Origin of the sequence: Leucobacter sp. CX169 (assembly GCF_017161405.1) — a bacterium.
In the GTDB taxonomy this organism is placed as follows: Bacteria; Actinomycetota; Actinomycetes; order Actinomycetales; family Microbacteriaceae; genus Cx-87.
This window is the reverse complement of record NZ_CP071051.1, coordinates 2421837-2444060: the sequence shown is the minus strand read 5'-3', so window position 1 is coordinate 2444060 and position 22224 is coordinate 2421837. Positions and strand designations below refer to the sequence as shown.

Below are 22224 nucleotides of genomic sequence, written 5' to 3'. Positions count from 1 at the left end.
GAAGACTTTCCCTGCCGTTCACGATCTTCGATGAAAGCCGAGCACCTGTGACCTTCTCCCTCGCCGCCACCGTGCTGGCTCAGACAGATCCCAGCACCGGATACGAGGGATTCATTGGGTGGGTGCTTGACCTCATGGACAAGCTCGGCGAGATCGGCGTCGGCCTCGCCGTCCTGATCGAAACGTTTGTGCCGCCCATCCCCTCCGAGGCGGTACTGCCCGGGGCAGGATTTCTCGCATACGAGGGGCGCATGAGTTTTTGGCTGGCGTGGGCCATGGCCACGCTCGGCGCGCTCATTGGCGCGTGGCTCTGGTACGCGATCGGGGCGGCGTTCGGGCGCGATCGCACGCGCCGGGTGGTCGGCAAGATCCCGCTCATGGAGCACGACGACTTCGATCGGGCCGAAGCGTTCTTTCAGAGGTGGGGTGGCGCCGCCGTCTTCTTTGGGCGCTGCGTGCCGCTCGTGCGCTCGTTTATCTCGATCCCGGCCGGGATTGAGCGCATGTCGCTGTTGAAGTTCACCTGCTATACCTTCGCCGGTTCCGGGTTGTGGAACGGCCTCTGGATCGGCCTCGGCTACGCCTTCGGCCCCGCGATCCGGCCACTCCTCGAGCAATGGAGTGGAGTGCTCTCGGACCTGATCGTCATCATCATTCTCGCGCTCGTCGCGTGGTTTGTCGTGTCGCGGGTGTTGCGCAACCGGAAACGCGCGCGGGCTTCGGAATAGCTGGCCGGGCCGCAGCCGGGGCGGTCTTCGGACAGGATCCTGCAGTCGAGCCAGCTACCTCGGCTACCCCAGCCGCACCAACCGCGCGAGCGCGTCCGAGAGCACCCCGGCGACACCCTGATCCTGGTCCATTTCCCCGCGGGACTCGATCGCGAGATCCGGACGGTCAGTGATGATTCCGTCGACGTCGTCGCGCAGCAGCTGGCGCTGTTCTTCGGGGTCGTTCACGGTCCAGACCAGGTAGGCGAGTCCCTTGTTCAGCGCCGCTCGCTGCAGCGCCGGGGTCGAGGACCAGCCCTCGACGACGATGAAGTCTGCGGTCGTGTCGGGGGCGTCTGAGCCGGCAAAGGCCATGGTGTACCCGACCGTCAGGTTCGGACGGAACGCTTTGAGGGACTCGATAGTGGGCTTGTCGAGGCCGTGGTAGATGTGGTCTTCGAGATATCCCAGCCCCTCGATCTCTGCGACCAGCCGGGGCACGAGCTCGGGCGCTTCGCCCCCGTGCAGCTTGATCTCGATGAGTAGCGGCTGGTCGAGCTCGTCGGCCCGGTTCAGGTACTCCTCGAGCGAGGGAATGAGCCCCTCGTGGCCGTACTGATCGGTCACCGTGATGGCGGTGAGCTCGTCAAACGTGAGGTCCGCGACGGCTTCGTCGCGTCCGGCGAGCCGCGACAGGTTTGCGTCGTGCATCACGACGAACTGACGATCCTTCGTCTCCATGACATCGATCTCGACGAAGTCCGCGCCAGCCCGGTGCGCGGCCTCTAGGCCCCCGATGGTGTTCTCGGCGCCCTCCTGGCTGAAGCCGCGGTGCGCGAGTGCCAGAGTGTCGGGGTGGCTACTCAGCTCCTGCACAACGCGCAGGTTCGCGAATCCGAGCACGAGCACGATTGCGGCGGCCAGGCCGGTTAGGATCAGCGCGGACCTGCGGTTGAACCCGGTGCGGTGCGCCACGGTCTGCGTGTCGAGGCCCCCGCCCAGCTCGCGCAGCGTGATGGAGGCCGGGAGCTCGTCCGCCCAGCTCGCGAGGGCGGAGACGAGGACGGCCGCGAGCGCCGCAACCGTGATGCCTGCCAATGCGACGGCGATGACCTGCGAGACGCCCAGGCTGAAGGCCGCGACGGTGACCGAGGCGCCGGGCGTCTGCAGGTCGCTGATGACCGTCGGGACGAGGGCGAACGCGCTCACGAGCGCAATGCCGACAGAGCCGAACAGGATCGCGAGTGCCCCCGCCGCAAGCACCGAGGCCCGTGTGAGAAAGCCGCGGGTGAGCCGCCAGCTCGCACGCATCGCGCGGCCACCGGTCGCGTCGCTCAGCGCGAAGATGGGCAACGCGAGCGCGAAGCGCAGGTTCAGGAACGCGATCGCCGCGAAGAACACGATCAGCGCGATCGTCCCGCCCGTGGTTTTCTCCAGCTCTCCCGTGATGAACGCCGGCACCGAGATCGCGCGCGTGAGCACCGAGATGAAGCCGAAGTTGGCAAGCGGCATCAGGAAGAACAAGAGCCCGACGAGCGGCGCCGAGGAGGGCCGCACCAGCTTCTTCGCGATATGGCTGAGGTCCGCCGCGACGACCCGCAGGTGCAACGACTCCCCGGCCCGGATCCTGCCGAGTGCAATGATCAGAAGCGCCAGCTGCAACGAGATCAGCCAGAACGCGAGCAGCGTGATGACCACGATCAGCAGCAGCGTGATCGGGAGTCCCGGCCCGATGCTGAGCGCTCCGAGGTCGAGCCCGACCATGCCGCTCGCCCGCAGCGCCTCGGCGAAGAGCCAGCGGATGACGGGAAGCGCGACGAGGATGATGGCGAGCTGGCTCCCGGCGTACAGCGCGACGAGCCGCCACCCGCCCGCGCGGATGGTCCGAAACGCCTCCCGGACGAACAGGCCGGTCGAGCGGAAGAACGGTCGACGCGGTGCGCGCGGGCTCACGCTGCGTTTGCCTTCTTGGCCCGCACCTTGCGGTACGGGTGCGTGTCGACCCGATCGGTGATCTCGGTGATGATCTGGTCGTACCCCGCGCTGCGCCGTGCCGTTGCGATCATCTTCTTGGTGGTCGCGGCCGCGGCACGCAGGTTCATGGGGCGCCCCTCGATCCCGTAGAGTTCGCGGCCCCACTCGGGCAGCAGCCACAGGATCCCGTCCTGGATCACAATGCCGGTCCACACCTTGAGGGGGTTGCCGCGGAGGCCCGGGCGGCGCAGGTTCTTCGCGAGTTCGGCGGCGGGGAGCGTCAGGGCCATCCAGCCGCGCTGCGCGTCCATATAGGTATCGAGTTCGGCGCGGGTGGCGGAGAGCCCTTCGGTGTCGACGCCGGCCAGGCGGGCGGCGACGTGCTGCTCGAGCACGAACGCGTCCTGCTCTGCCGGGGTGAGCGCCGGGCCAAACTCGTCAGCGGCGCGGAGGACTCCCCAAGTGACGGTGTTGTGGGTCCACTCCAGCCACGCCTGGGTGTCGGCGCGGTGCTCGATGCCGGTCTGCGGGTCGGTCCAGCGGCTCGCGGCGTGCATGCGTCGCACCGATTCGCCCGCGGCATCCGCGTGCGCTGTGTCACCAAAGATGGTGGTGTCGATGTACCGGCCCGTGCGCTCGGCGCGGCCGGCCATGTCGGTCGCATACCCGCTTGCCGCGTCGAAGAGGCGCATCATCTGCGGGTTCAGTGCCTGCATCAGGATCGCCGCGACGCCGCCCAGCTTCGCCGACGGATCGGCGAACAGGCGCCAGCTCACGCTGTCCGGGCCAAAGTACCCGTCGTCCTCGCGGACGACCGCCGCCGGAGTGGGAGTGGTGCTCGTCGTCGGTGCCGGAGTGTTCATGATGTGCTGCTCCCCCTGAGCGTCAGTGACCTGGACTGTATGCAAGTTTATGAGGTGGCGGTCGCTTCGGCCAATCGAGTCGCCGCGGGTCGCTATTCGTGCGCGTCGATGTCGAGCGCATCCGCATCGGCCGATGGCTCGACGCGGGGCCGACCGAGGAGCGCGAGCATCGGAAACAGCAGTACCGACAGCATGCCGCCACCCACCATCGCGGCCGCGAGGCTCGGCGTCAGCACCTGCTCGTCGACACCGATCTGGGTGACCGCGATGACGAGCGGCAGAGTGGTCGCGGTAAACAAGGCGGCCGTGCGGCGGTCGGACACGGAGGCCCCGCGCCCAGCGAGCAGAAACGCCGGCACCCCGCGCGCGAGCAGCATCACCAGGGCGAACACGGGCACCAGGATGAGCGCGCGCTGGTCGGCGAGCAGCTTGTCGAGGGGGAATGTCACCCCGGTCATGATGAAGAACACGGGCACGAAGAACCCGAAGGCGAGCGATTCGAGCTTGGCCTCGACAACCGCCTCGTCCTCGGGGTCTCCGCCGCGCAGAGCGAGCCTCGCGAGCATGCCCGCGACGAAGGCGCCGAGCAGGAAATCAATACCGAGTAGCACCGCGACTGCGACGAGCGCCGCGAGGACGAGCACGACGAAGCGAATCGCGAACTGGCCGCTCGTGTGCATGGTAGAGCGCACTAAGCGGTGCAGCCAGTCCCGCGGCCCGGTCGCCGCGAGCCACACCGCGACCCCGGCGATCGCCACGAAGACGAGCAACACGATCGTGCCGGCGAGCGGACTGCGGCCGCTCAAGAAAATGGAGATCGCCACGAGGGGAGCGAACTCGCCGATCGCGCCGAACGGCACGATCACCGCCCCCAGCGGACCCTTGGACAGCCCCGCATCGCGCAGGATCGGCATGATGGTGCCGAGCGCGGTGCCCGTGAGCGCGATCGCGATGACGAGAGAAGCGGCAGGATCCTGCCCGAGGGTGAAGCCTGCCGCGAGCGCGATGCCGAGCGATATCAGCCACCCCAGGGAGGCGCGGGCGGCGGGACGCCCGGTGAGCGCGGAAGGCGCGATCTCGTTGCCCGCCATGAAGAACAGCATGGCGAGCCCGAGCGTGGAGAGCATCTCGAGAAGGGAGGAGTCGCTCACCCAGCCGAGCCAGCTCGGGCCGACTGCCATGCCGAGGGCGATCTCGAAGACGACGAGGGGGACGAGGAGGGCGCGGCGCACAACCGCCGCCAGAATGGGCGCAAGCACGGCGATCGCGGCGACAAAGACGAGCGCGATCGCGGTCTCTTGCATGGGCTCCCCGTTGAGTCGACGAATTGACTTCCCACTGTACCGGCGACCTCGGTGTATCTTGGAAAGTACTTTTGAGTGAGGCGGTCGCAACCATTGCGAGGCTCGAACATGAACATGCAGCAGGGTTGCCCGGCGCAGTGCAGCGTCGGAGAACATTGAGGGGACCCATCGTGCCGCCTGAGGGGGATCACCCGATCGATGAGACGCCGAAAGAGCGGCTCGACCGCAACTGGAATGAGCTGTTGCAAGAGATGCGCGTCATCCAGACCGGCACGCAAATCATCACGGGCTTTCTGCTGGCAGCGGTGTTCCAATCGCGCTTCACCGACCTCGATTCGTACCAGCTGACGGTCTACCTCGCGCTCGTCGTCATTTCTGTGCTCACGACCATCGCGGGGTTGGCGCCGGTGAGCCTGCACCGGTATCTGTTCCGGAAGCAGGCGAAGGACTGGATCGTCGCCTATGCCGATCGCTTCGCGAGGATCACCCTCTGGGGAGTGGCGACGACGGTCACCGGCATCAGCCTCTTGATCTTCGACTTCGTACTTGGACGCCTCGCGGGGATCATCGCGGCGGGCGGTATCGCCGCGGTCCTCGTCGGTGTGTGGATCGTCATTCCGCACCGGGCCGGAATCGCGGCCAAGATTCGGGATCCAGACTAGCGGTGGCCGGCGCGGCCCCAGCCGCCACACAGAAAAGTGCCCGGCCCCCGCAGGGGCCAGGCACTTCGTTCATGCGGAGAAAACCTATTGATCGTCGCGTAGCTTCTCTTTCGCTTCGTTGCGCGCCTTGACGGCGTCCCGTTCAGCCTCAGCCTTCTTTACGTCGAGGTCGGCTCGCACCTCGTCAGCCTTGTCCTTGAGCTTGTCGACGCCTTCTTCCACAACGTCACCAATCTTCTTGGCGGCGGCTTCGGCGGTTTCCTTTGCGTTATCCAGAATGCCCATTGGAGGCTCCTCTCGTGAAGGGAACCCCCACGCTACGGAGCGTTGCTGAGTATTCCCCGACCGGCCCAGGGATCCTGCGCTAGAACCGTGTGCCGAGCCACAACCCGAGCAAGGCGGCGGCCACGGAGAACACCAGCATGCCGATGCCGCTCATCAGCGAGGCGCCAAAGCGGCGTTGCTGAATCAGGTGCACCGTCTCGTAGCTTGCGGTACTGAAGGTCGTGTAACCGCCCAAGAACCCGGTGCCGAGCACGACTCCGAGCTCGTGAGGTACCAAATCCGTCAGCGCGATGCCGGTGAGGACGCCGAGGACGAGCGAACCCGACACGTTGACGATGGTCGTGGCCCAGACGAACTGTGTGCGGAGGTGCGTGCGAATGAGGCCGTCGACGAAGAACCTGGCCGCCGACCCCGCGCCACCCGCGAGCGCAAGCATCGCGAAGATGAGCGGCGTCACCTGGCGGTCCCGTCGGGAGAGGGGCGCGGCCGCGAGCGCGCACGCAGGCCGGCGGCGAGCGCGATGCCCGCCCAGGTGGCGAAGGCCCCGACGATGACCGTGCCCAGAGCATAGGCAGCGGCTGCGCCGGGCCGCCCGTCCACGATGAGCAGGGCTGTTCCGGTGGCGAGCGCACTGTAGGTGGTGAAGCCGCCGCAGAAACCGGTGCCCAAGAGCAGCCTCAGGCGTCGCGGGGTCGGGTCGTCAGGTGTGAGGTGCGCGAGCGCTTCGAAGAGCCAGCCCAGGAGAAACGCTCCGCTCACGTTGATCAACGCGATCGCGACGGGGACGTCGCCGAGCGGCGGGATAGCGAGCGCGAGGCCCTCTCGGGTGGCGGCGCCGACGGCGCCCCCCAACGCCACACTGGCGAGAAAGGTCGCGCGGAGGTGTGGCGGGCGAGCGCGGGTGTCCCCGGAATGCTCGATGCGCGTGCCCATGGAACGACCTTACTCGTGCGGGCCCCAGCGACGTCGCCGGGCTAGGCCTGGTCGCGACGGTACGCGGTCGGCGTGATTCCGAGGATCCGGTGAAAGTCTGCCGTGAGATGGGCGTTGTCGCTGTAGCCGAGATCGACCGCGATCTGTCCGATGGTGAATTCGGGCGCGGATCGGAGGCGTTCCGCGGCTTCCTGCAGGCGATAGCGGCGGATCACTGCGAGGGGCGGCAGCCCGACGGTGCGCAGCGCGAGTCGTTGTACGCTGCGCGTCGACATCGCCAGGCGCTCGGCCAATTGGTCGACGCGGACGATGGATCGATCGGACGCGATGAGATCTTCGAGCTGGTTGCCCAGTTCATCGGCCTGTTCGGGGCGCGGCAGAAGTGCCGTGATCCAGGCGGCGAACGCGTCGGCCGCGCGCTCCCGGGCGGCCGCGCTGTCCTTCTGCATTGCTTCCGCGACGGCCAAGTGAAGCTCTGGTGCTTCGAAGATTACCTCGGTGTCGGCGATGTCCTCGAGCGCCCAGGAGAGGGACGCCGCCGCGGCCGGGCGCAGCAGGGCGCCGACCGCCCACCCCTTCCCACGAAGGTCCCGGTGCGAGACCCCGGTCGTCGGCCCGGAAAGCGTCACCCCCTCGGGCCCGACGACGAGATTCGAGGCCGGAAACGGCAGAATCGTCTGCCGCGACGTCCGCCCGGGGGCGAGGTCCCATCGCGGGATCCAGAACCACCGCACGAGCTCGACGAGCTCGGTCGGAGCGGGGACGCGATGGAATGTGGGGAGCCGGGTGGGGTACAGGATTCCGCCGAGCCCTGCTTCGTCCACCACGCTGCTCCCTGCGATCGTGAAACGTATCGCGAATTGCCAAGACACGCGAGATACCGCTCGTCTACCGTCAAGTTATGGACACTCACACTACGCCCCTGCGCGGGGTTACCGGAGCACACACGACCGACGGGCTTCCGCACGGATGGGTCTGCTGCACGGTTAGGTGACATCTGAGTTGGCTTGCCCGGGAGGGCGGCCTGGAAGGATGTCATTGTGCCTAAGCCTTATCCCAGTGAGTTCCGTGACGGTGTTGTGAAAGTCGCTCGAGGTCGCGAACCCGGAGTGACGATTGAGCAGATCGCGAAAGACTTCGGGGTCCATCCGATGACGCTGCAGAAATGGTTGCAACGCGCTGCGGTCGATGACGGCTCTAAGCCGGGCCAGGCCCGCGGCGAGGCGGTGGAGCTGCGCGAAGCGCGCAAGAGGATCCGCCTCCTTGAGCAGGAGAACGAGGTCCTCCGGCGGGCTGCGGCATATCTGTCGCAGGCGAATCTGCCGGGAAAAGGCTCTACCCGCTCGTGAAGGAGCTCGCCGAGGACAGGATCCCTGTCGCGGTGACGTGCCGGGTCCTCAAGCTTGCTCGCCAGCCTTACTACCGGTGGCTGCTCGACCCGATCGCCGGTAGTGAGGTGGTCGAGGCATATCGTGCGAACGCGCTGTTCGATGCCCACCACGACGATCCCGAGTTCGGTCACCGGCTGCTCGCGGACGAGGCCCGCGACGTCGGGGAGGCAATGGCTGACCGGACAGCGTGGCGCATCTGCCGTGACAACGCGTGGTGGAGCGTGTTCGGGAAGAAACGGGGCAGGAACGGCAAGAAGCCCGGCCCGGCCGTCCACGACGATCTCTGCACGGTCACCGACGAGAATGGTCGTGTCCGGCACGAGTTCACCGCCGAGAAGCCGAACCAACTCTGGCTGACCGATATCACCGAGCACAGGACCACCACGGACGGCAAGCTCTACCTCTGCGCGATCAAAGACGTGTTCTCGAACAAGATCGTCGGGTACTCGATCGACTCCAGAATGAAGTCCAGTCTGGCCGTCAACGCTCTGGAGAATGCCATCGCGATGCGCGGTGACGTCGCCGGCTGTGTGGTTCACAGCGATCGTGGATCGCAATTTCGCAGCCAGAAGTTCCTGCGGGCTCTGACCCGCAATCGCCTCGTCGGGTCGATGGGCAGAGTCGCCTCATGCGGTGACAACGCTGCCATGGAATCGTTCTTCAGTCTGCTCCAAAAGAACGTCCTCAACCGCCGTTCCTGGGCCACCCGCGAGGAGCTGCGCATAGCGATCGTGATCTGGATCGAACGAACCTACCACCGCCGCCGACGCCAACCCCGACTCGGCCGTTTGACCCCGATCGATTTCGAGGCCATCATGAACACGCCAGCCGCACTGGCTGCGTGACTAGAAACTGTCACCTAACCGTGCAGCAGACCCGATCGACCTCGCTGACGCCGTTCCTGGCGATCCCGCGGGCGAGGGAGGCCCTGCGGTACTACCAAGAGGTGATGGGCGCGTGCGTCATTGACGTCACCGAGTGGGAGGGCAGGGTCGTGCACGCCGACGTGGACTTCGGGAACGGGCGAATGCAGCTTGGCGAACCGAACCCCGCCTACGGCCTCGTCACGCCGCCCGAGGGGGATGTGGACTGTTATTCGATGGGGTTCTACTGCTTCGATGTGGACGCGCTTCTCGAGCGGGCCGTCGCGGCGGGCGCCACGGTGCGCGAGCCTGCGACGAACTTCGTTTCGGGCGACCGCTTCGCCTCGATCCGGGATCCCTTCGGCGTGCGCTGGTCGATTATGTCGCGGGTCGAGGATCTGTCGGAGGAGGAGAGCGTTAAGCGCGTCGCCGAGTGGGCGGCGACGCAGGGCCAGTAGCCGTCGGGTGCCCGTGCGGCCACGCTAGCTGACGGCGAAGTCCCGCGCGGTGTGTGCACCGATCACCGCCGACAGGATGATCGCGGGATGGGCCACCGCGAGGTACAGTCCCGACACCTCAGGCGCGAACCCAAGCAGCGGTGCTCCCGCCCGCGGCACCGGCCGGCCGGTGACGACGTGTCGACGTCGACGGCACTTCCTGCGGTTGCGGCGAGCCCTGCAGTCGCGGTCCCCGCGGCGAGCACGACAGTCGAACCCAGGAGCGGGCCGCCCGGGGTCTGTGTCCCGAGCACCCTCCGTCCTTCGATGAGGAGAGAGGTCACCGTAACCCCGTGCCGCACGCTTGCCCCGTGTGCGCACGCCGCGTCGAGCAGGGCGCGGGTGAAGGCGACCGGATCAACCCCGGCGTCGCGGGCCGAGAGTGCCGCCACAGCGGGGGAATCGCGAAGCCCCGGTTCGCGGGCCAGGACCTCGGCCCGATCGATCAACTCGGCAGGATGGCCCACTGCCTGGTGGCCCAGGACAAACGCCCGCGTCGCGGCCTCCGATGCCTCCCAGGTGATGGCGCCGCGACGGCGCAGCCCGAACGGCGTGTGGAGCTCGCGCTCGAGGCGGGCAAACTCGCGCGCGGCTTCCGCGCGAAGCCCATCGGAGTACGCGGAGGCGGTGCTCTTGGCCACCCCGACCCAGGCGAACGAGCTTCGCGTCACACCGCTTGCGGCCTGATCCTGCTCGAGCACGAGCACTGGGTGGCCCGCGCGCGCAAGATGGTACGCGACGGATGCGCCGACGACGCCGGCGCCCACCACCAGGATCGGGCGCTCGCCGCCGTGAGCGTTCGGGAACATAGCCCGATGCTACCGCCCGGCCACTAGCCGATCTGTAGCTCGCCCATCTCGCCCCAGGAGTCGCCCTCCACCTTGCGCGAGACGATCTTCGGGGTGGCGACCAGCGCCGGGCGCATGGCTTCGAGGCCCGCCGCGAAGTGAGCGCTGTTCACGTGTGCGCCCGCGGCCTCGTCATCGAGGAACGCCTCGACGAGGACGAATTCTGCGGGGTTTTCGACGCTTCGCGACCAGTCGAACCAGAGGTTGCCGGGCTCTTCGCGGGTGGCGCGGGTGAACGGACCCACCAGGTCCATGAACTGATCGGTGAATTCGGGCTTGGTTTCGAACTTGACGACAATGAAGTACATGCCGCCAGTCTAGATTTGGGTGCTGAGTGGCCCACCCAGGTGTGCGGGACTTACCAGCCGCGCTCGCGCCACTCGGGGAGGGCGGGGCGTTCTGCGCCGAGCGTGGTCGAGCCGCCGTGACCGGTCAACACGATGGTGCTGTCGGGGTAGGCGGCGAACAGTCGTTCCTCAACGTCGTTCAGGAGGGACGTGAAGCGCTCCGCGTCGTCCTGGGTGTTGCCGACCCCGCCCGGGAAGAGGGAGTCGCCGCTGAAGATAATGGTGGCCTCGCCCGGTGTCTCCAGGACATACGCGATCGAGCCGGGGGTGTGGCCCCGAAGGTGCACGGCCGTCAGCACGATGCCGTCGAGGTTCAACACATCGCCGTGTCCGAGAAGGCACTCGGCGGACACCCCGGTCTCGTCCTCGATGCTCGGGGCATCGTCGGCCCCCGCCGCGGTGGGCACATCGTAGGCGTCGGCCAGCTCGGCGAGCGCGCGAATGTGGTCCCAGTGGCTGTGGGTGGTGGCGATGATCGCAAGTTCGGGCTCGACCTCAGAGTCGGCGTCAGCGGCCGCGTCGGCAATGAGCGCCTCGATTGCCGGCACGTCGTCGGCCGCGTCGATCAGCACCTGGGTGCCGGTCTGTTTCGCCGTGAGCAGGTAGACGTTGTTTTCCATCTCCGACACGACGGCACGGCGAATCGTGACGGTGGGGAGGTCGAACAGCAGCGTGGAATCGGTCATGGTGCCAGGCTAACCTGCCCGCGCGTCGTTATGCCCGGGGAATGAGGCGCGAGAGTGGGAGGAAGGGGGCAGGCAGCGGCGGGTCCGGTTCGTCCCGCGGCAGGCCAAAGCGCGGGCTTGGCCCGTCGGGTGCGGCCGCATCGCCGCTCCCCGCCAGCTCGAACTCGCGCTGCCACGCCTCGCGGGCCGCCACGATGTCGCCGTGGTCGCGGCCGACAAAGTTCCACCACAACACGATCTTCTCGCCGAAGGGGACCCCGCCGATCAGGATCAGCCGGGCGCCTGGGGCTCCCGCGGTCAACGTGATCTCCCCGGGGCCGACCGCGCTGAATGCGAGGTGCGCCGTCGGCACGTCGACCGTGCTCCCGTCGACCGTGAGGTGCAGTTCTCCCGTATCGAGCAGGATCCCGTGCTCAAACGTCGGATCGATCGGTACCCGGATCGATGCACCGGGATCGAGCCGAAGCTCGGCGCCGACGAGCTCGGTGTGCGTATGTACGGGGGAGCGCACCCCGAGCAGCGCGCCCATGAACACCTGCCCGGCCCAGCCCGGCCCGCTCAGCACCGGCGGGACATGGTGCTCGTACTCGCGTTTCATGTGTCTGGCGTGCTCGGGCAGCGCGACCCAGAGCTGCACGCCATGCAGCAGGGCGGTCGCGGGGGTCGACCGCTCGGAGTGGCTGATGCCGCTGCCTGCCGTCATGAGGTTCAGTTCGCCCGGGCGCACGAGGGCTCGGGATCCGGCGCTGTCGCGGTGTTCGATCTCGCCGGCGAACAGCCAACTCACCGTCTGCAGCCCGATGTGCGGGTGGGCGGGAACGAGCATGCCGCCCGTGAGCGCAACATCGTCCGGCCCGTAGTGGTCGAGAAAGCACCACGCGCCGATCAGCGACTTCCCGCGCCGCGGCAAGGTGCGCCGCACGTCCATGGCGCGCAGGCCGCCGAGCGGCACCTCGCGGGGCTCGAAGATTTCCACGAGTCACACCCTACGCCGCGGGGAGGTGCACCGACACGACCATGCCGCCAGCTGCGGGCGGCTCCATCGTGAGTGCGCCGCGATGTGCCAGGACGATGTTGTGCACGATCGCGAGTCCCAGCCCGACACCCGCGTGGTCATCCGAGCCGCGGGCTCGTCCCGCGCCGCGCCGGAACGGCTCGACGAGTCCCGTGATCTCAGCCGGCACGGTGGGCGGCCCCGAGTTCGAGACCCGAATCACGGCCACGCCCCGCTCGTGCGCCGTCTCCACGATGACCCAGCCGTCGCGGTCGAGGTTGTGCACGATCGCGTTGTGCACGAGATTCGTCACCATCTGCAGGAGCATGGTCTGTGAGCCGAGCACCTGGGCTGCGTCACCGGTGACCTCGAGGGTGATGCCCCGTCGCTCGGCCAGGGGCAGTAGGTTCTCCGCCGCCTCCTCTGCGATGAGCGAGAGGTCCTCCGTTGTGGGGGGCAACCACCGCGTCCCCGCTGCGTTTGAGGAGGAGCAGCGCATCGGCGAGTTCAATCGCGCGCGTGTTCACTCCCTGCAGGCGGGCGATGAGGGCGTCGACGTCGCGGGCAGGATCCTGCTGGGCGACGTCGAGGAGCGTCTGCGTGATCGCAAGTGGGGTGCGTAGCTCGTGCGAGGCATTCGCCGCGAACCGTTGCTGCGCCGCGGCCTGCGCCTCGAGCTGCTCGAGCATGTGGTCGAAGGCGTCGGCGAGCTCGCGAAACTCGTCCCCCTTCCCGGCGAGCCGGATCCGGTGCGACAGGGAGCCGGTGCTGGCCAGGCGGGCCGCATCGGCAATCTGCCCGAGCGGCGCGAGCATGCGCCCCGCGAGAAACCAGCCGCCCGCGAGACCGATGACGAGGAGAAACAGGAGGACGAGGGCAGCGGCCGGCGCGAAGGCGCGCAGCAGGTCGGTGCGGTTCGGGATGAAGCCGTCATCGGAATAGATCGGGCCGTCCGGCACGTAGCGCAGGAGGAACGCCCAGACGACGGCGAGCAGCAGGCCGCCCGCGAGCTCGAGGAACCCTGCGTAGCTCAGGGTTAGCCGGAAGCGGACGCTGAGGCCCTGCTGCCTAGGCATTGCTCGGGCCGCCCGCGTCTTCGCCGATGCGATAGCCGACTCCCTGCACCGTGGAGATGAGCCAGGGTTCGCCGAGGCGCTTGCGCAGGGAGGAGACCGTGATGCGGACGGCATTGGTGAACGGGTCGGCGTTCTCGTCCCAGGCTCGTTCGAGCAGCTCCTCGGCGCTTACGACGCCGCCCTCCGCGGCGACGAGCACTTCGAGCACGGCGAACTGCTTGCGGGTCAGAGCCACATACTTGTCGTCTCGAAACACCTCGCGCCGGAAGGGATCGAGTCGCAGGCCGGCGATCTCGCGAATCGGCGGGCGGGACTGCGCTCGCCGCCGGTCGAGGGCGCGCAGCCGCAGCACGAGCTCCCTGAGCGCGAAAGGCTTGGTGAGATAGTCGTCGGCGCCCAGCTCAAAACCGGACGCCTTGTCGTCGAGGCGGTCAGCCGCGGTCAGCATCAAGATCGGGATGCCACTTCCCGAGCCGACGATGAACCGGGCGACGTCGTCGCCGGACGGGCCCGGAATGTCGCGGTCGAGCACCGCGAGGTCGTAGGTGTTGAGGCTGAGCAGCTCGAGCGCGGCGTCGCCGTCGCCCGCGATGTCGGCGGCGATCGCCTCGAGGCGCAGACCGTCGCGGATCCCCTCCGCCAGCAGCGGCTCGTCCTCGACGATCAGCACTCTCATGTCCCCGATGCTACGCACCCGGACCTATCGCCGGCGTATCGAAAACCGCATACGCCCTCGCAACACGTGGGTCGCTTCAGTCGAGAGCATGAACCGCTCAAGAGAAACGTCGCGTACCGTTCGCAATCTCATCGTCGTCGGGGTGACGTGTGTCGCGATCCTGCTCATCGCGGTGCTCGCGCAGGGCCTCGCCGCGTCCGTGTTCTCGCAGGATCGCGCCGGCGCCGTCGTCGCCGAGTACTTCGGCGGCGGGGGCGAGCCCGGCGAGGCGGACGGCGTCGTCAGCTCCGAGCTGACCGTCTCGGTGTTCGATGATCATCTCGCCGCCGTCACCAGGCTCAACCCCGAGCTGCTCGCGGCGGTGCGCCAGGCCGCGACGGACGCGTCGGCCGAGGGCATCGAGTTCTTCCTCAACAGCGGGTGGCGCTCACCGGCGCTCCAAAACAGCCTGCTCGAACAGGCTGTCGACACGTATGGGTCTCGCGAGGAAGCGTCGCGCTGGGTCGCGCCCGCCGAGTCCTCGTCACACGTCTCGGGCGACGCAGTCGACATTGGCCCCTTCGATGCGACGTACTGGCTGTCGCAGTATGGCGGCCAATACGGCCTCTGCCAGACCTATAGCAACGAGTCATGGCACTACGAGCTGCGACCCGAGGCGGTCACGAACGGCTGCCCCGAGCCATACCTCGACCCGACGGCGGACCCGCGGCTGCAGTAAGGCGGGGGATCGCGCAAGGTCGATCGGTAGGATGGGCCTGGTTACCAGCCGCCGCCAAACAAGGGTGATTTCCCATCGCACAGGAACCGAAATCCGAGCCTCAGCTGTTGAGCTGGGAGCATGACGGGTCGGCAGAAACGGCCGCGTGGTGGTCCACCAACGATCGTCCCGCTCCGAAGAAGATGGTCGTGGTCGACGACCGCCTCACCGCCGATCAGGCCGTGAAGTATGCGGCGCAGGGTACCGCGATGCTGTGGCTCGGTGACTTCCATAACGCCAAGCAGATTCTGAGCGCGATCGATCGCCGCCTCGCCAAGGGCGGCAAAAAGAAGGCGCCTCGTCCTGCCGATTCCGATGCGGACGAGTTCTATCGCCTTCGCCAGGCTCGAGCCCAGCGCTCGCGGATGATGTCGCTGATTCTGGTGCCGCTTACTTTTGACGCGGACGGCGCGGCCGCGCTGCCCCTGCCCCGTGCACCTCGGGTCGATGCGGCGGTCGCATTCGGATACAGCGAGCAGCCGGGGTTCGGACGCGGCCCGGCGGTCGTCAGTCTGCAAGAGCTCACCGGGGTACTGAGTGCGCACCAGTGGTTCGTGACCGGCGTCGAGGTGCCCAGCTTGGGCGCAAAGATCTACCCGAGGTATGGCACCTTCCTGCCCACTCGGCACGAGTATGTCGATTTGGTGGCGCAGGCACCGCTGCCGTCGCGGGAGCTCGCGTTCGATATCGGCACCGGCACGGGCGTGCTCGCCGCGGTGCTCGCGCACCGGGGCGTCGCCCGGGTCGTGGGGACGGACATTCACCAGCGCGCCGTCGATTGCGCGAACGACAACTTCTCGCGGCTCGGCATCGCCTCGTTTGCCTCGGCGGAGCTGACCAGCATGTTCCCCGAGGGGCGGGCGCCGCTCGTGGTCTGCAACCCGCCGTGGCTGCCGGGAGCCGCGACCACCTCGCTCGACGCGGCGGTCTACGACCCGGGCAGCCAGATGCTGCTGCAGTTCCTCGGCGGTCTGTCGGACCACCTCACTGCGGAGGGCGAGGGCTGGCTGATCCTGTCGGACCTTGCGGAACACTTGGGGCTGCGCAGTCGACAGATGCTGCTCGACGCGATCGAGCAGGCGGGGCTCGTCGTGATTGACCGGCTCGACACGGTGCCGACGCACGGCCGGGCGTCCGACGCTTCGGACATTCTGCACGCCGCACGCTCGCGCGAGGTCACCTCGCTGTGGCGGCTGCGAGTGCAGGGGTAGCTCCTCACGGAGCCATTCTTGCTACGGTCGCCTCGGCGTCCTTCGCGAGCAGGTACATGGCGCGCTTACTCGCCGGAGGCATAGGCTCGAATCCGAACTTGCGATAGAAGGCCTCGGCTTGCTCGTCAAGCGCGTCCACAACGAATGCGCGAGCACCGACGATCCGGGATGCCTCGAGGCCCTTGACCACAGCGTGTTGCAACAGCGAGACGCCGAGGCCATTGCCTGAGAAGCGCTGGTCGACCGCGAGGCGGCCGATGAGGATCACCGGAATGGGATCAGGCATATTTCTCCGGAGGGCGCCCGGCGTGTTCTCCTGCAGTAGCGAGCTCGCGGAGAGGCAGTAGTAGCCGGCGACGAGGTCGGACTTGCTGTACATCGAAACAAATGTTCGCGACGCCCCGGTGGTTTCGTTCTTCAGTGCGCGCGCACGAAGCCAATTGTTCAGTGATGGTGCGCCACAGTCGAAGCTCGCCGTGTCGTCAGAGGGGAGCAGCGGCCGAGGGCTGCGGAAGCTCAATCTTCGAAAACCGTCGGGCGGCCGAGTAGGTCTGCGAGACCACTGATGGGCTTCGCCGGCTGGTCGAGGATCGCGTTGAATGCGTCCCAGGACTCCTTCGACATGCGAAGGTCCCGTTCGACGCGGATCACGTGTTCGGCCTCTCTCACGAGCAGCGACACCGAGAAGTCTGTGACCGATCGGCCCGACAGTGCGGCTGCCTGCTCAATCTCGGACTTCTGATCGCGCGTCAGTCGCAGCTCGAGGCGATCGGACTTGGTGGCGGACATGACAGCAGTGTACGGCAATATGCCGTACATTGCTCCTCTGGGTGACGTGATGTTCAGACACCGCTTTGAGTGGTGCTTGAGCTCAATGTCGGAGGCTCGGGATACCGTGACAGTGTTCACGACGACGTGAGCAGAAATAGGGAATCTAGTGCCGAACTACATTGTAAACAGGAATGCTCAGCCGGGGTCACGGGACCATGAGGTGCACGACCTCGCATCGTTGAAGGGTTGTCTTCCGAAGCCGTCTGATCAGATTTCATTGGGGGTTTCACTCAACTTGCCAAGGCGCGGTGTTGGCAGCTCGACGTCACTTCAGTGATGTGGATGGGTGCTTCTATTGCGCGACGGCTTGCCATGCCAGCTGACGTAGACGGGCTTCCGTCGGGATGACCGCGGCGTCTTCCCGGCGGGATTCCGGCACAACAATTGGGGCAATCCGCAGCCGTGCTCCTGAATTACGAGGAAGTACCATGATCTCATGGACAATGCCTCGCTGATGCTTATATTCACCATAGTTTTCTCGCTCTTGGGCACCATCGTTTCACTGTGGATCCTGTGGGCCATCATTCGCGGCGCAGTGCTTTCCGCCCTCCGAAAGCATGCTGACGAGCAGCGCGCCGCTGCCGGAAGCTACTCCAGGTAGGGGCGCGCTCGGGCACATTCGTCTTCGTCGGCCTGAGCGAACTCGTCCGAGAAAGACCTACAGAGCCGCGGTGTAGATCCGGGCCGGTTCCGCGATTTCGAGAGCTTCGAGCCGACGCATCGCAGCCGTGAAATGCGGGGTCTGCGTGTGTGCGTCGAGGTGCGCCTGCGAGAGCCACTGCTCAACCAGCATGAGTTCGCACGGATCTTCGCGCAGTTGCAACAGTTCGTAGCTGACACATCCGGGTTCCGCGAGCGTTTCCGACACCAGTGCGCGGTAGACCTCGAGCGTCTCGTCGAGGTGCTCGGGCTTGACGGTGCTCCCGACATGAACTCTGATCAACGTCGCTCCAGAGGTAAGTGGTGGACCGGAAGGGCTCGAACTCACGGCTCGCTGACTCTGCCCGGGCCGCCATCAGGGGGAGCCTCGAGCAAGCTCACCTTACCAACGCAGCGTTTGTCTGGGATGTCGACCGGGTCACGTGTATTCGACGTGAGCGTCGAGCTGACCTGCCCGTATCGTTGTGGGCATGGCTACAGCGATCCTGCGACTCTCCGAACGGCACTTCGATGGGGTGATCGCGCTCTTCGAAGACCCAGGCGGAGATATCGATCTCACCGCGATACTCCGCGCCAACCTTCAAGCTGGCGCAGAAGGTCAGGCTGTCTCGCTGGTCGCTGAGACCGAGAACGGTCGCGTCGTTGGGTTTGTGAACACGGCCCCACACGACGACTCCGACGACGGCACAGATAGTCATTTGGACGTTGACACTCTCGAAATTGGTTTGCTGCTCACCGCGGCAGGGGAAGAAGACACTCGCCCCAAACTGCTCAGTACGCTGATTCCCGCTGCCACGGTTCGTGAATTTGAGCGGATTTACCGGCGCGTCCCCCCGACGGAAAGCGAGCTTTTCGGGATGCCGGACTGGTGGCTCCTGCCGCTGGAGCATGGTGTCGCCTGGAACGACGTTGACGACCCCTCCTCGGTGTTCGTCCAGTTGCCAAACGTAGGCGGCCAGATCGCCGTGCATGAGACAGGTTCTGGCGAAAGCTCGTGGGCTTTTCAGGTCCCAGGCGACCTTCGCAAACTCGGCAGAAGTATTCTTGCTGCGCGAGATGCGGCGGAGAGAGTCATCTAGCCGAGAGAACGACGCGCAAAGGTCTCGAGTGCGGCTCAAATTTGCCGCCTGAGTTGGCGGGGTGCCTCGGCGCTGACTGTCAGTCAGTGTCGGTGGAACCTTCTACGATGAGATCGACAATGAATGAACCCCAGCGGCATCTCGCCGCAGAAGCATCGAGCCCCAGCAATGCGGCTGAGGCGTTCGCGGCGCCCGCCGCCGACTGGCGTGAGCAACTGGGCAGGCTCATCGATCCCCGCGCGACAGCTCCAACTTCTCGTGTCGCGGTGAATGCTGATTCGGATTCTGAGCCATTCACGCCGCTGGCGCTGCAGTTTGAACTGCGCGAGATGATCCCGCGCACGACAGAGCGCTGGAACGGGCCCACTTCGCGCGCCATCAAGCCCGGGCAGGATCCTGGCAGCGGTATCTACCGTCTCGGAACGCGGCCAGCGCAGCGCACCGAGCGGGGCTGGGCTCGCGGGAACCTGACGTGGTCGAACATCGGTCACCAAGGTGGCCGGCTACACCTTGACGGGTCCCAGCAGCGATGGTTCCGTCAGTTCTTTGCGCTCCACCGAGCCGCCGCGCCGCTGGCGGTCGGCCAAGACGCAAGCTGGGTGTTTTTCGACGATTTCGTCAGCCCAGCGCTCTGGGCGATGCTGCACCAGGCCGAGGCGCTGAACATCAAGTTGGTCTCCTCCGGAAGCCACACCCCGGTGCAACTGCATGCGGGGGCGGTACTGAGCCTCGACGCCGCAAGTCAAGCGGATGGAGGGCTGCACCTGCGCCCCCGACTCACGCTGGACGGCGAAGAGGTGCCGTTTCGGGACAGCGGCGCCATCTCCGACCACGGCCTGTACCTAGCTGCGCGCGACAAAGCCCGAGCAGTGCATCTCGCTTCGGTTGCCGGCGGGTTGAGCGCGGCAGAGATTGGGCTGCTTGCAACGGGAGACCAAGCGATACCCGTGGCGGTTCCGGCTGCAGAGCGCGACTCATTTCTCGCCGACGGCGTGCCGGCGCTCCGTACGGGGTTCCGGGTGGAGAGTGTCGACGACTCGGTTGCGTTGCCGGCACCGCGTCCGGGAACGGCGGTGCTCACCGCAGCCTGGCAGCGGGGGCACCGGCTCACGCTCAGCTGGACGGCCGAGGGGGTTTCGGGCGCCTCCGCTCCCGTGCTCGCGGAGCTGTTGCCGTCCGAGCTGTTTCACGGCGGAGTCATTCCGGAGTCCTGGGCGGACGAGTCCGAACAGATGCCACCGGTCGTCGAGATGCGTGGCGCTGACGCAGCCGAGTTTCTCCATGAGACCGTGCCCAGGATCGAGAAGCTCCCGGGCATCGAAGTTCGCAAGACCGGCGACTCGCCGAACTACCGCGAAGCGTCGGGGGTGCCGACGCTCACGGTCACGACGGTTCCCAGCGAGACGGAGGACTGGTTTGACCTCGGGGTGCTGATCACCGTTGACGGCAAGACCGTGCCCTTCGCTCCGCTGTTTCGCGCCCTAGCGAAGGGCGCGAAGAAACTGCTCCTCACCGACAATTCGTACTTGCACTTGAATCATCCGGCGTTCACCCCGCTCGCCGAACTCATCGCCGAGGGCCAAAACCTCGAGGAGTGGGAGACGGGGGTCCGGATCAGCCGCCACCAGGCGGCATTCTTGGCCGACTTCGAGGATCTCGCGGACGAGTCGGAGTCTGCGGTTGAATGGCGCGCCCTTGTGCAGGATGTCGGCAATGAGTACCCGGCGCCGGTCGACGTGCCGACCGGGATCCGCGCGGAGCTGCGGCCGTATCAGCTGGCCGGCTTCCACTGGCTCGCCTTCCTCTGGCGCAACCGACTCGGTGGAATACTCGCCGACGACATGGGGCTGGGCAAAACGCTGCAGTGTCTGACGCTGATTGCCTGGGCCAAGCAGGGCGAATCTGCGGCCGACGGGTCGCGCACTCGCGCTCCCGAGAGCCGTCCGTTTCTCGTCGTCGCACCCACTTCCGTTATGACCAACTGGGCGGCCGAGGCGGCCCGTTTCGCGCCCGAACTGCGGGTGCGGGTGCGCACCGCGACTGAGGCCGTCTCGGGCCAGACGGTGGAGCGGGACGCCGCCGAAGCCGACATCATCGTCACGAGCTACGCCCTCTTCCGGCTCGACTACGAGCGCTACCAGGAGGTCGCGGAACACCCCGAGCGCGGTATCGCCGGCCTCATCCTGGACGAAGCGCAGTTCGTAAAGAATGCGCGCGCCATGGGGAACGAGCTAGCGGAGCAGCTGCCCGTGTCATGGAAGCTTGCCGTGACGGGCACCCCGATGGAGAACTCGTTGCGGGAGCTGCACGCCATCTCGCAAATCGTCGCCCCGGGCCTCTTTCCGTCCGCGCGGCGATTCGCAGAAGAGTATGTGCACACGATCGAGCGACCTGCCCCAGGGGTGTCGGTCGGGCGCGGCGCCGGTGGTGCTCCGGCGGTGCAGGCGCGACTTCGCGCCCAGCGCATTGAACAACTTCGCCGCAGGCTGCGGCCGTTCATGCTGCGCCGCACGAAGGACCTCGTCGCCACCGAGCTGCCCGAGAAGCAGGAACAGATCCTCGAGATCGAGCTCGATCCTGGGCATCGGCAGCTCTATGACGCGTTCCTGCAGCGGGAGCGGCAGAAGCTCTTTGGGCTGATCGCTGATCTCGACCGTAATCGCTTCACGGTGTTCCGTTCCCTCACGCTGCTGCGCATGCTCGCCCTCGACGCGTCGCTCATCGACCAGCAGCACGACGATCTCCCGTCCGCGAAGCTCGAGGCGCTTGCCGAGCACGCCGTTGAGCTGGCGAAGGAAGGCAGGCGCACGCTCGTCTTCAGTCAGTTCACGTCATTTCTCGAGCGTGCGCGGGAGCGCTTGCACGCTGCCGGCGTGCGCACCGTGACCCTCGACGGGAGCACGCGAGGCCGCGACGCGGTCATCGAGGGCTTCCGCCGCGGCGAAGCCGACGTGTTCCTCATCAGCTTGAAAGCCGGGGGAGTCGGCCTGAACTTGACCGAGGCAGACACGGTGTTCCTGCTCGACCCGTGGTGGAACCCCGCGAGCGAGTCACAGGCGATCGACCGCACCCACCGCATCGGGCAGCAAAAGCCGGTGCACGTCTTCCGCATGATTGCGCTGGGCACGATCGAGGAAAAGGTGCTTGAGCTGCAACGGCGCAAGCGCGCCCTCTTCGACGCGGTCGTCGACGATGAGGAGCTCTTCGCGCAGGCGCTGACGGCAGCGGACGTTCGCGAACTACTCGGCTGACGCCCATAGGTGAAGAGCCAAACCATGCGCAAACCGCAATGCCCGAGAACCGGGTGTTTCTTGAAACGGTCCGCAGCGGGCACTTCTCGCGCTCTACCCAGCCGCTGAAATCACTGATTTCCCGTGTTCTCAAGGGGATGAACGCCGTGGGCCATCGTTCACATGAGTTACGTCCCGGCGAGTGATGGAGCTTCTCGACAGCGTGCAGATCAGTGTTTCTGATGACGCCGCAATGAGTTCGGGAAGTAGGGTCACCTTCTCGACCGACTCGTTGGTCGGCATGCTCAGGGTTTTGAGTTCCAGTATGGACTCTTTTCGAGCGCAGTGGC

At 66.6% G+C, this 22224-nt stretch carries 26 protein-coding genes; 9 read left to right on the top strand and 17 right to left on the bottom strand.

Annotated elements, in window-relative coordinates; all coding sequences use genetic code 11:
- Positions 1–47: 47 nt before the first annotated feature.
- Positions 48–728 (top strand): DedA family protein, encoded by a 681-nt coding sequence (locus JW030_RS11185; protein WP_241095442.1) that lies wholly within the window; start codon positions 48–50, stop codon positions 726–728.
- 63 nt (positions 729–791) lie between these two features.
- Here the strand turns inward: JW030_RS11185 and JW030_RS11180 are convergent, their stop codons facing one another.
- From JW030_RS11180 to JW030_RS11170, 3 genes are all read right to left on the bottom strand, one after another.
- The gene (locus JW030_RS11180) at positions 792–2660 is read right to left on the bottom strand and encodes a glycerophosphodiester phosphodiesterase (protein ID WP_188046576.1); all 1869 of its coding nucleotides are present in this window, start codon (positions 2658–2660) and stop codon (positions 792–794) included.
- Complete coding sequence (locus tag JW030_RS11175) at positions 2657–3544, bottom strand: oxygenase MpaB family protein (protein ID WP_188046575.1); 888 nt, start codon at positions 3542–3544, stop codon at positions 2657–2659. The genes JW030_RS11180 and JW030_RS11175 overlap by 4 nt, the downstream gene beginning before the upstream one ends.
- Before the next feature lie 92 nt (positions 3545–3636).
- A complete protein-coding gene (locus JW030_RS11170; protein ID WP_188046574.1) occupies positions 3637–4848 on the bottom strand; it encodes a cation:proton antiporter in 1212 nt (403 codons plus the stop codon).
- Between the two features lie 170 nt (positions 4849–5018).
- Between JW030_RS11170 and JW030_RS11165 the strand changes: the two genes are divergently transcribed.
- Entirely contained in the window at positions 5019–5510 is a 492-nt protein-coding gene (locus JW030_RS11165) for a DUF6328 family protein (RefSeq protein ID WP_241095441.1), read from the top strand.
- 84 nt (positions 5511–5594) lie between these two features.
- Here the strand turns inward: JW030_RS11165 and JW030_RS11160 are convergent, their stop codons facing one another.
- The 4 genes from JW030_RS11160 to JW030_RS11145 all read right to left on the bottom strand — a co-directional run bounded on the left by JW030_RS11160 (position 5595) and on the right by JW030_RS11145 (position 7555).
- The gene (locus JW030_RS11160; protein ID WP_188046573.1) at positions 5595–5795 is read right to left on the bottom strand and encodes a hypothetical protein; all 201 of its coding nucleotides are present in this window, start codon (positions 5793–5795) and stop codon (positions 5595–5597) included.
- Positions 5796–5874: 79 nt separating this feature from the next.
- The gene (gene crcB / locus JW030_RS11155) at positions 5875–6252 is read right to left on the bottom strand and encodes a fluoride efflux transporter CrcB (RefSeq protein WP_188046572.1); all 378 of its coding nucleotides are present in this window, start codon (positions 6250–6252) and stop codon (positions 5875–5877) included.
- Positions 6249–6728 carry a CrcB family protein gene (locus JW030_RS11150; protein ID WP_188046571.1) on the bottom strand — a complete coding sequence of 160 codons (480 nt, stop codon included), beginning with the start codon at positions 6726–6728 and terminating at the stop codon, positions 6249–6251. The genes crcB and JW030_RS11150 overlap by 4 nt, the downstream gene beginning before the upstream one ends.
- 41 nt (positions 6729–6769) lie before the next feature.
- On the bottom strand, positions 6770–7555 hold the full coding sequence (locus JW030_RS11145) for a helix-turn-helix domain-containing protein (protein ID WP_241095440.1): 786 nt from the start codon (positions 7553–7555) through the stop codon (positions 6770–6772).
- 213 nt (positions 7556–7768) lie between these two features.
- Here JW030_RS11145 and JW030_RS11140 point away from each other — a divergent pair.
- Together JW030_RS11140 and JW030_RS11135 are read left to right on the top strand one after the other, a co-directional pair.
- Positions 7769–8964 (top strand): IS3 family transposase gene (locus tag JW030_RS11140; RefSeq protein ID WP_188046806.1). Its coding sequence is split into 2 segments (ribosomal slippage): positions 7769–8053 and positions 8056–8964, totalling 1194 coding nucleotides; the frame shifts between segments, so codons are not numbered across the junction.
- 20 nt (positions 8965–8984) lie between these two features.
- The gene (locus tag JW030_RS11135) at positions 8985–9440 is read left to right on the top strand and encodes a glyoxalase/bleomycin resistance/extradiol dioxygenase family protein (RefSeq protein ID WP_241095439.1); all 456 of its coding nucleotides are present in this window, start codon (positions 8985–8987) and stop codon (positions 9438–9440) included.
- A 62-nt stretch (positions 9441–9502) separates the two neighbouring features.
- Here JW030_RS11135 and JW030_RS11130 read toward each other — a convergent pair whose 3' ends face one another.
- The 7 genes from JW030_RS11130 to JW030_RS11105 are packed head-to-tail and all read right to left on the bottom strand — an operon-like array spanning position 9503 to position 14106.
- Complete coding sequence (locus JW030_RS11130; RefSeq protein WP_206348564.1) at positions 9503–10288, bottom strand: FAD-binding oxidoreductase; 786 nt, start codon at positions 10286–10288, stop codon at positions 9503–9505.
- Between the two features lie 23 nt (positions 10289–10311).
- On the bottom strand, positions 10312–10635 hold the full coding sequence (locus tag JW030_RS11125) for a putative quinol monooxygenase (RefSeq protein WP_188046755.1): 324 nt from the start codon (positions 10633–10635) through the stop codon (positions 10312–10314).
- Between the two features lie 50 nt (positions 10636–10685).
- The gene (locus tag JW030_RS11120; RefSeq protein ID WP_188046756.1) at positions 10686–11360 is read right to left on the bottom strand and encodes an MBL fold metallo-hydrolase; all 675 of its coding nucleotides are present in this window, start codon (positions 11358–11360) and stop codon (positions 10686–10688) included.
- A 28-nt stretch (positions 11361–11388) separates the two neighbouring features.
- Complete coding sequence (locus JW030_RS11115) at positions 11389–12336, bottom strand: pirin family protein (RefSeq protein WP_241095438.1); 948 nt, start codon at positions 12334–12336, stop codon at positions 11389–11391.
- 10 nt (positions 12337–12346) lie between these two features.
- Positions 12347–12700 carry a sensor histidine kinase gene (locus JW030_RS13680; protein WP_371813478.1) on the bottom strand — a complete coding sequence of 118 codons (354 nt, stop codon included), beginning with the start codon at positions 12698–12700 and terminating at the stop codon, positions 12347–12349.
- Positions 12701–12710: 10 nt separating this feature from the next.
- On the bottom strand, positions 12711–13430 hold the full coding sequence (locus tag JW030_RS11110) for a HAMP domain-containing protein (RefSeq protein WP_370567050.1): 720 nt from the start codon (positions 13428–13430) through the stop codon (positions 12711–12713).
- Positions 13423–14106 carry a response regulator transcription factor gene (locus JW030_RS11105; protein ID WP_188046757.1) on the bottom strand — a complete coding sequence of 228 codons (684 nt, stop codon included), beginning with the start codon at positions 14104–14106 and terminating at the stop codon, positions 13423–13425. The genes JW030_RS11110 and JW030_RS11105 overlap by 8 nt, the downstream gene beginning before the upstream one ends.
- 88 nt (positions 14107–14194) lie before the next feature.
- Here JW030_RS11105 and JW030_RS11100 point away from each other — a divergent pair, with 88 nt between their 5' ends.
- Both JW030_RS11100 and JW030_RS11095 read left to right on the top strand, forming a co-directional pair.
- Positions 14195–14824, top strand: a complete 630-nt coding sequence (locus tag JW030_RS11100) for a M15 family metallopeptidase (RefSeq protein ID WP_188046758.1) — start codon at positions 14195–14197, stop codon at positions 14822–14824.
- A 107-nt stretch (positions 14825–14931) separates the two neighbouring features.
- Entirely contained in the window at positions 14932–16074 is a 1143-nt protein-coding gene (locus JW030_RS11095) for a class I SAM-dependent methyltransferase (RefSeq protein WP_241095437.1), read from the top strand.
- Positions 16075–16078: 4 nt separating this feature from the next.
- On the opposite strand, the gene JW030_RS11090 is transcribed toward JW030_RS11095, so the two are convergent.
- Together JW030_RS11090 and JW030_RS11085 are read right to left on the bottom strand one after the other, a co-directional pair.
- Positions 16079–16453: a GNAT family N-acetyltransferase gene (locus JW030_RS11090; RefSeq protein WP_241095436.1), complete on the bottom strand. Its 375-nt coding sequence runs from the start codon at positions 16451–16453 to the stop codon at positions 16079–16081.
- Between the two features lie 137 nt (positions 16454–16590).
- On the bottom strand, positions 16591–16863 hold the full coding sequence (locus JW030_RS11085; RefSeq protein ID WP_188046760.1) for a DUF1778 domain-containing protein: 273 nt from the start codon (positions 16861–16863) through the stop codon (positions 16591–16593).
- Between the two features lie 478 nt (positions 16864–17341).
- Here JW030_RS11085 and JW030_RS11080 point away from each other — a divergent pair, with 478 nt between their 5' ends.
- Positions 17342–17506, top strand: a complete 165-nt coding sequence (locus tag JW030_RS11080; protein WP_188046761.1) for a hypothetical protein — start codon at positions 17342–17344, stop codon at positions 17504–17506.
- Between the two features lie 57 nt (positions 17507–17563).
- On the opposite strand, the gene JW030_RS11075 is transcribed toward JW030_RS11080, so the two are convergent.
- Positions 17564–17848 (bottom strand): putative quinol monooxygenase, encoded by a 285-nt coding sequence (locus JW030_RS11075; RefSeq protein ID WP_188046762.1) that lies wholly within the window; start codon positions 17846–17848, stop codon positions 17564–17566.
- A 187-nt stretch (positions 17849–18035) separates the two neighbouring features.
- On the opposite strand from JW030_RS11075, the gene JW030_RS11070 reads away from it, so the two are divergent.
- Both JW030_RS11070 and JW030_RS11065 read left to right on the top strand, forming a co-directional pair.
- Positions 18036–18644, top strand: a complete 609-nt coding sequence (locus tag JW030_RS11070; protein WP_188046763.1) for a hypothetical protein — start codon at positions 18036–18038, stop codon at positions 18642–18644.
- A 119-nt stretch (positions 18645–18763) separates the two neighbouring features.
- Positions 18764–21895 carry a DEAD/DEAH box helicase gene (locus tag JW030_RS11065; protein ID WP_188046764.1) on the top strand — a complete coding sequence of 1044 codons (3132 nt, stop codon included), beginning with the start codon at positions 18764–18766 and terminating at the stop codon, positions 21893–21895.
- Positions 21896–22224: the final 329 nt, after the last annotated feature.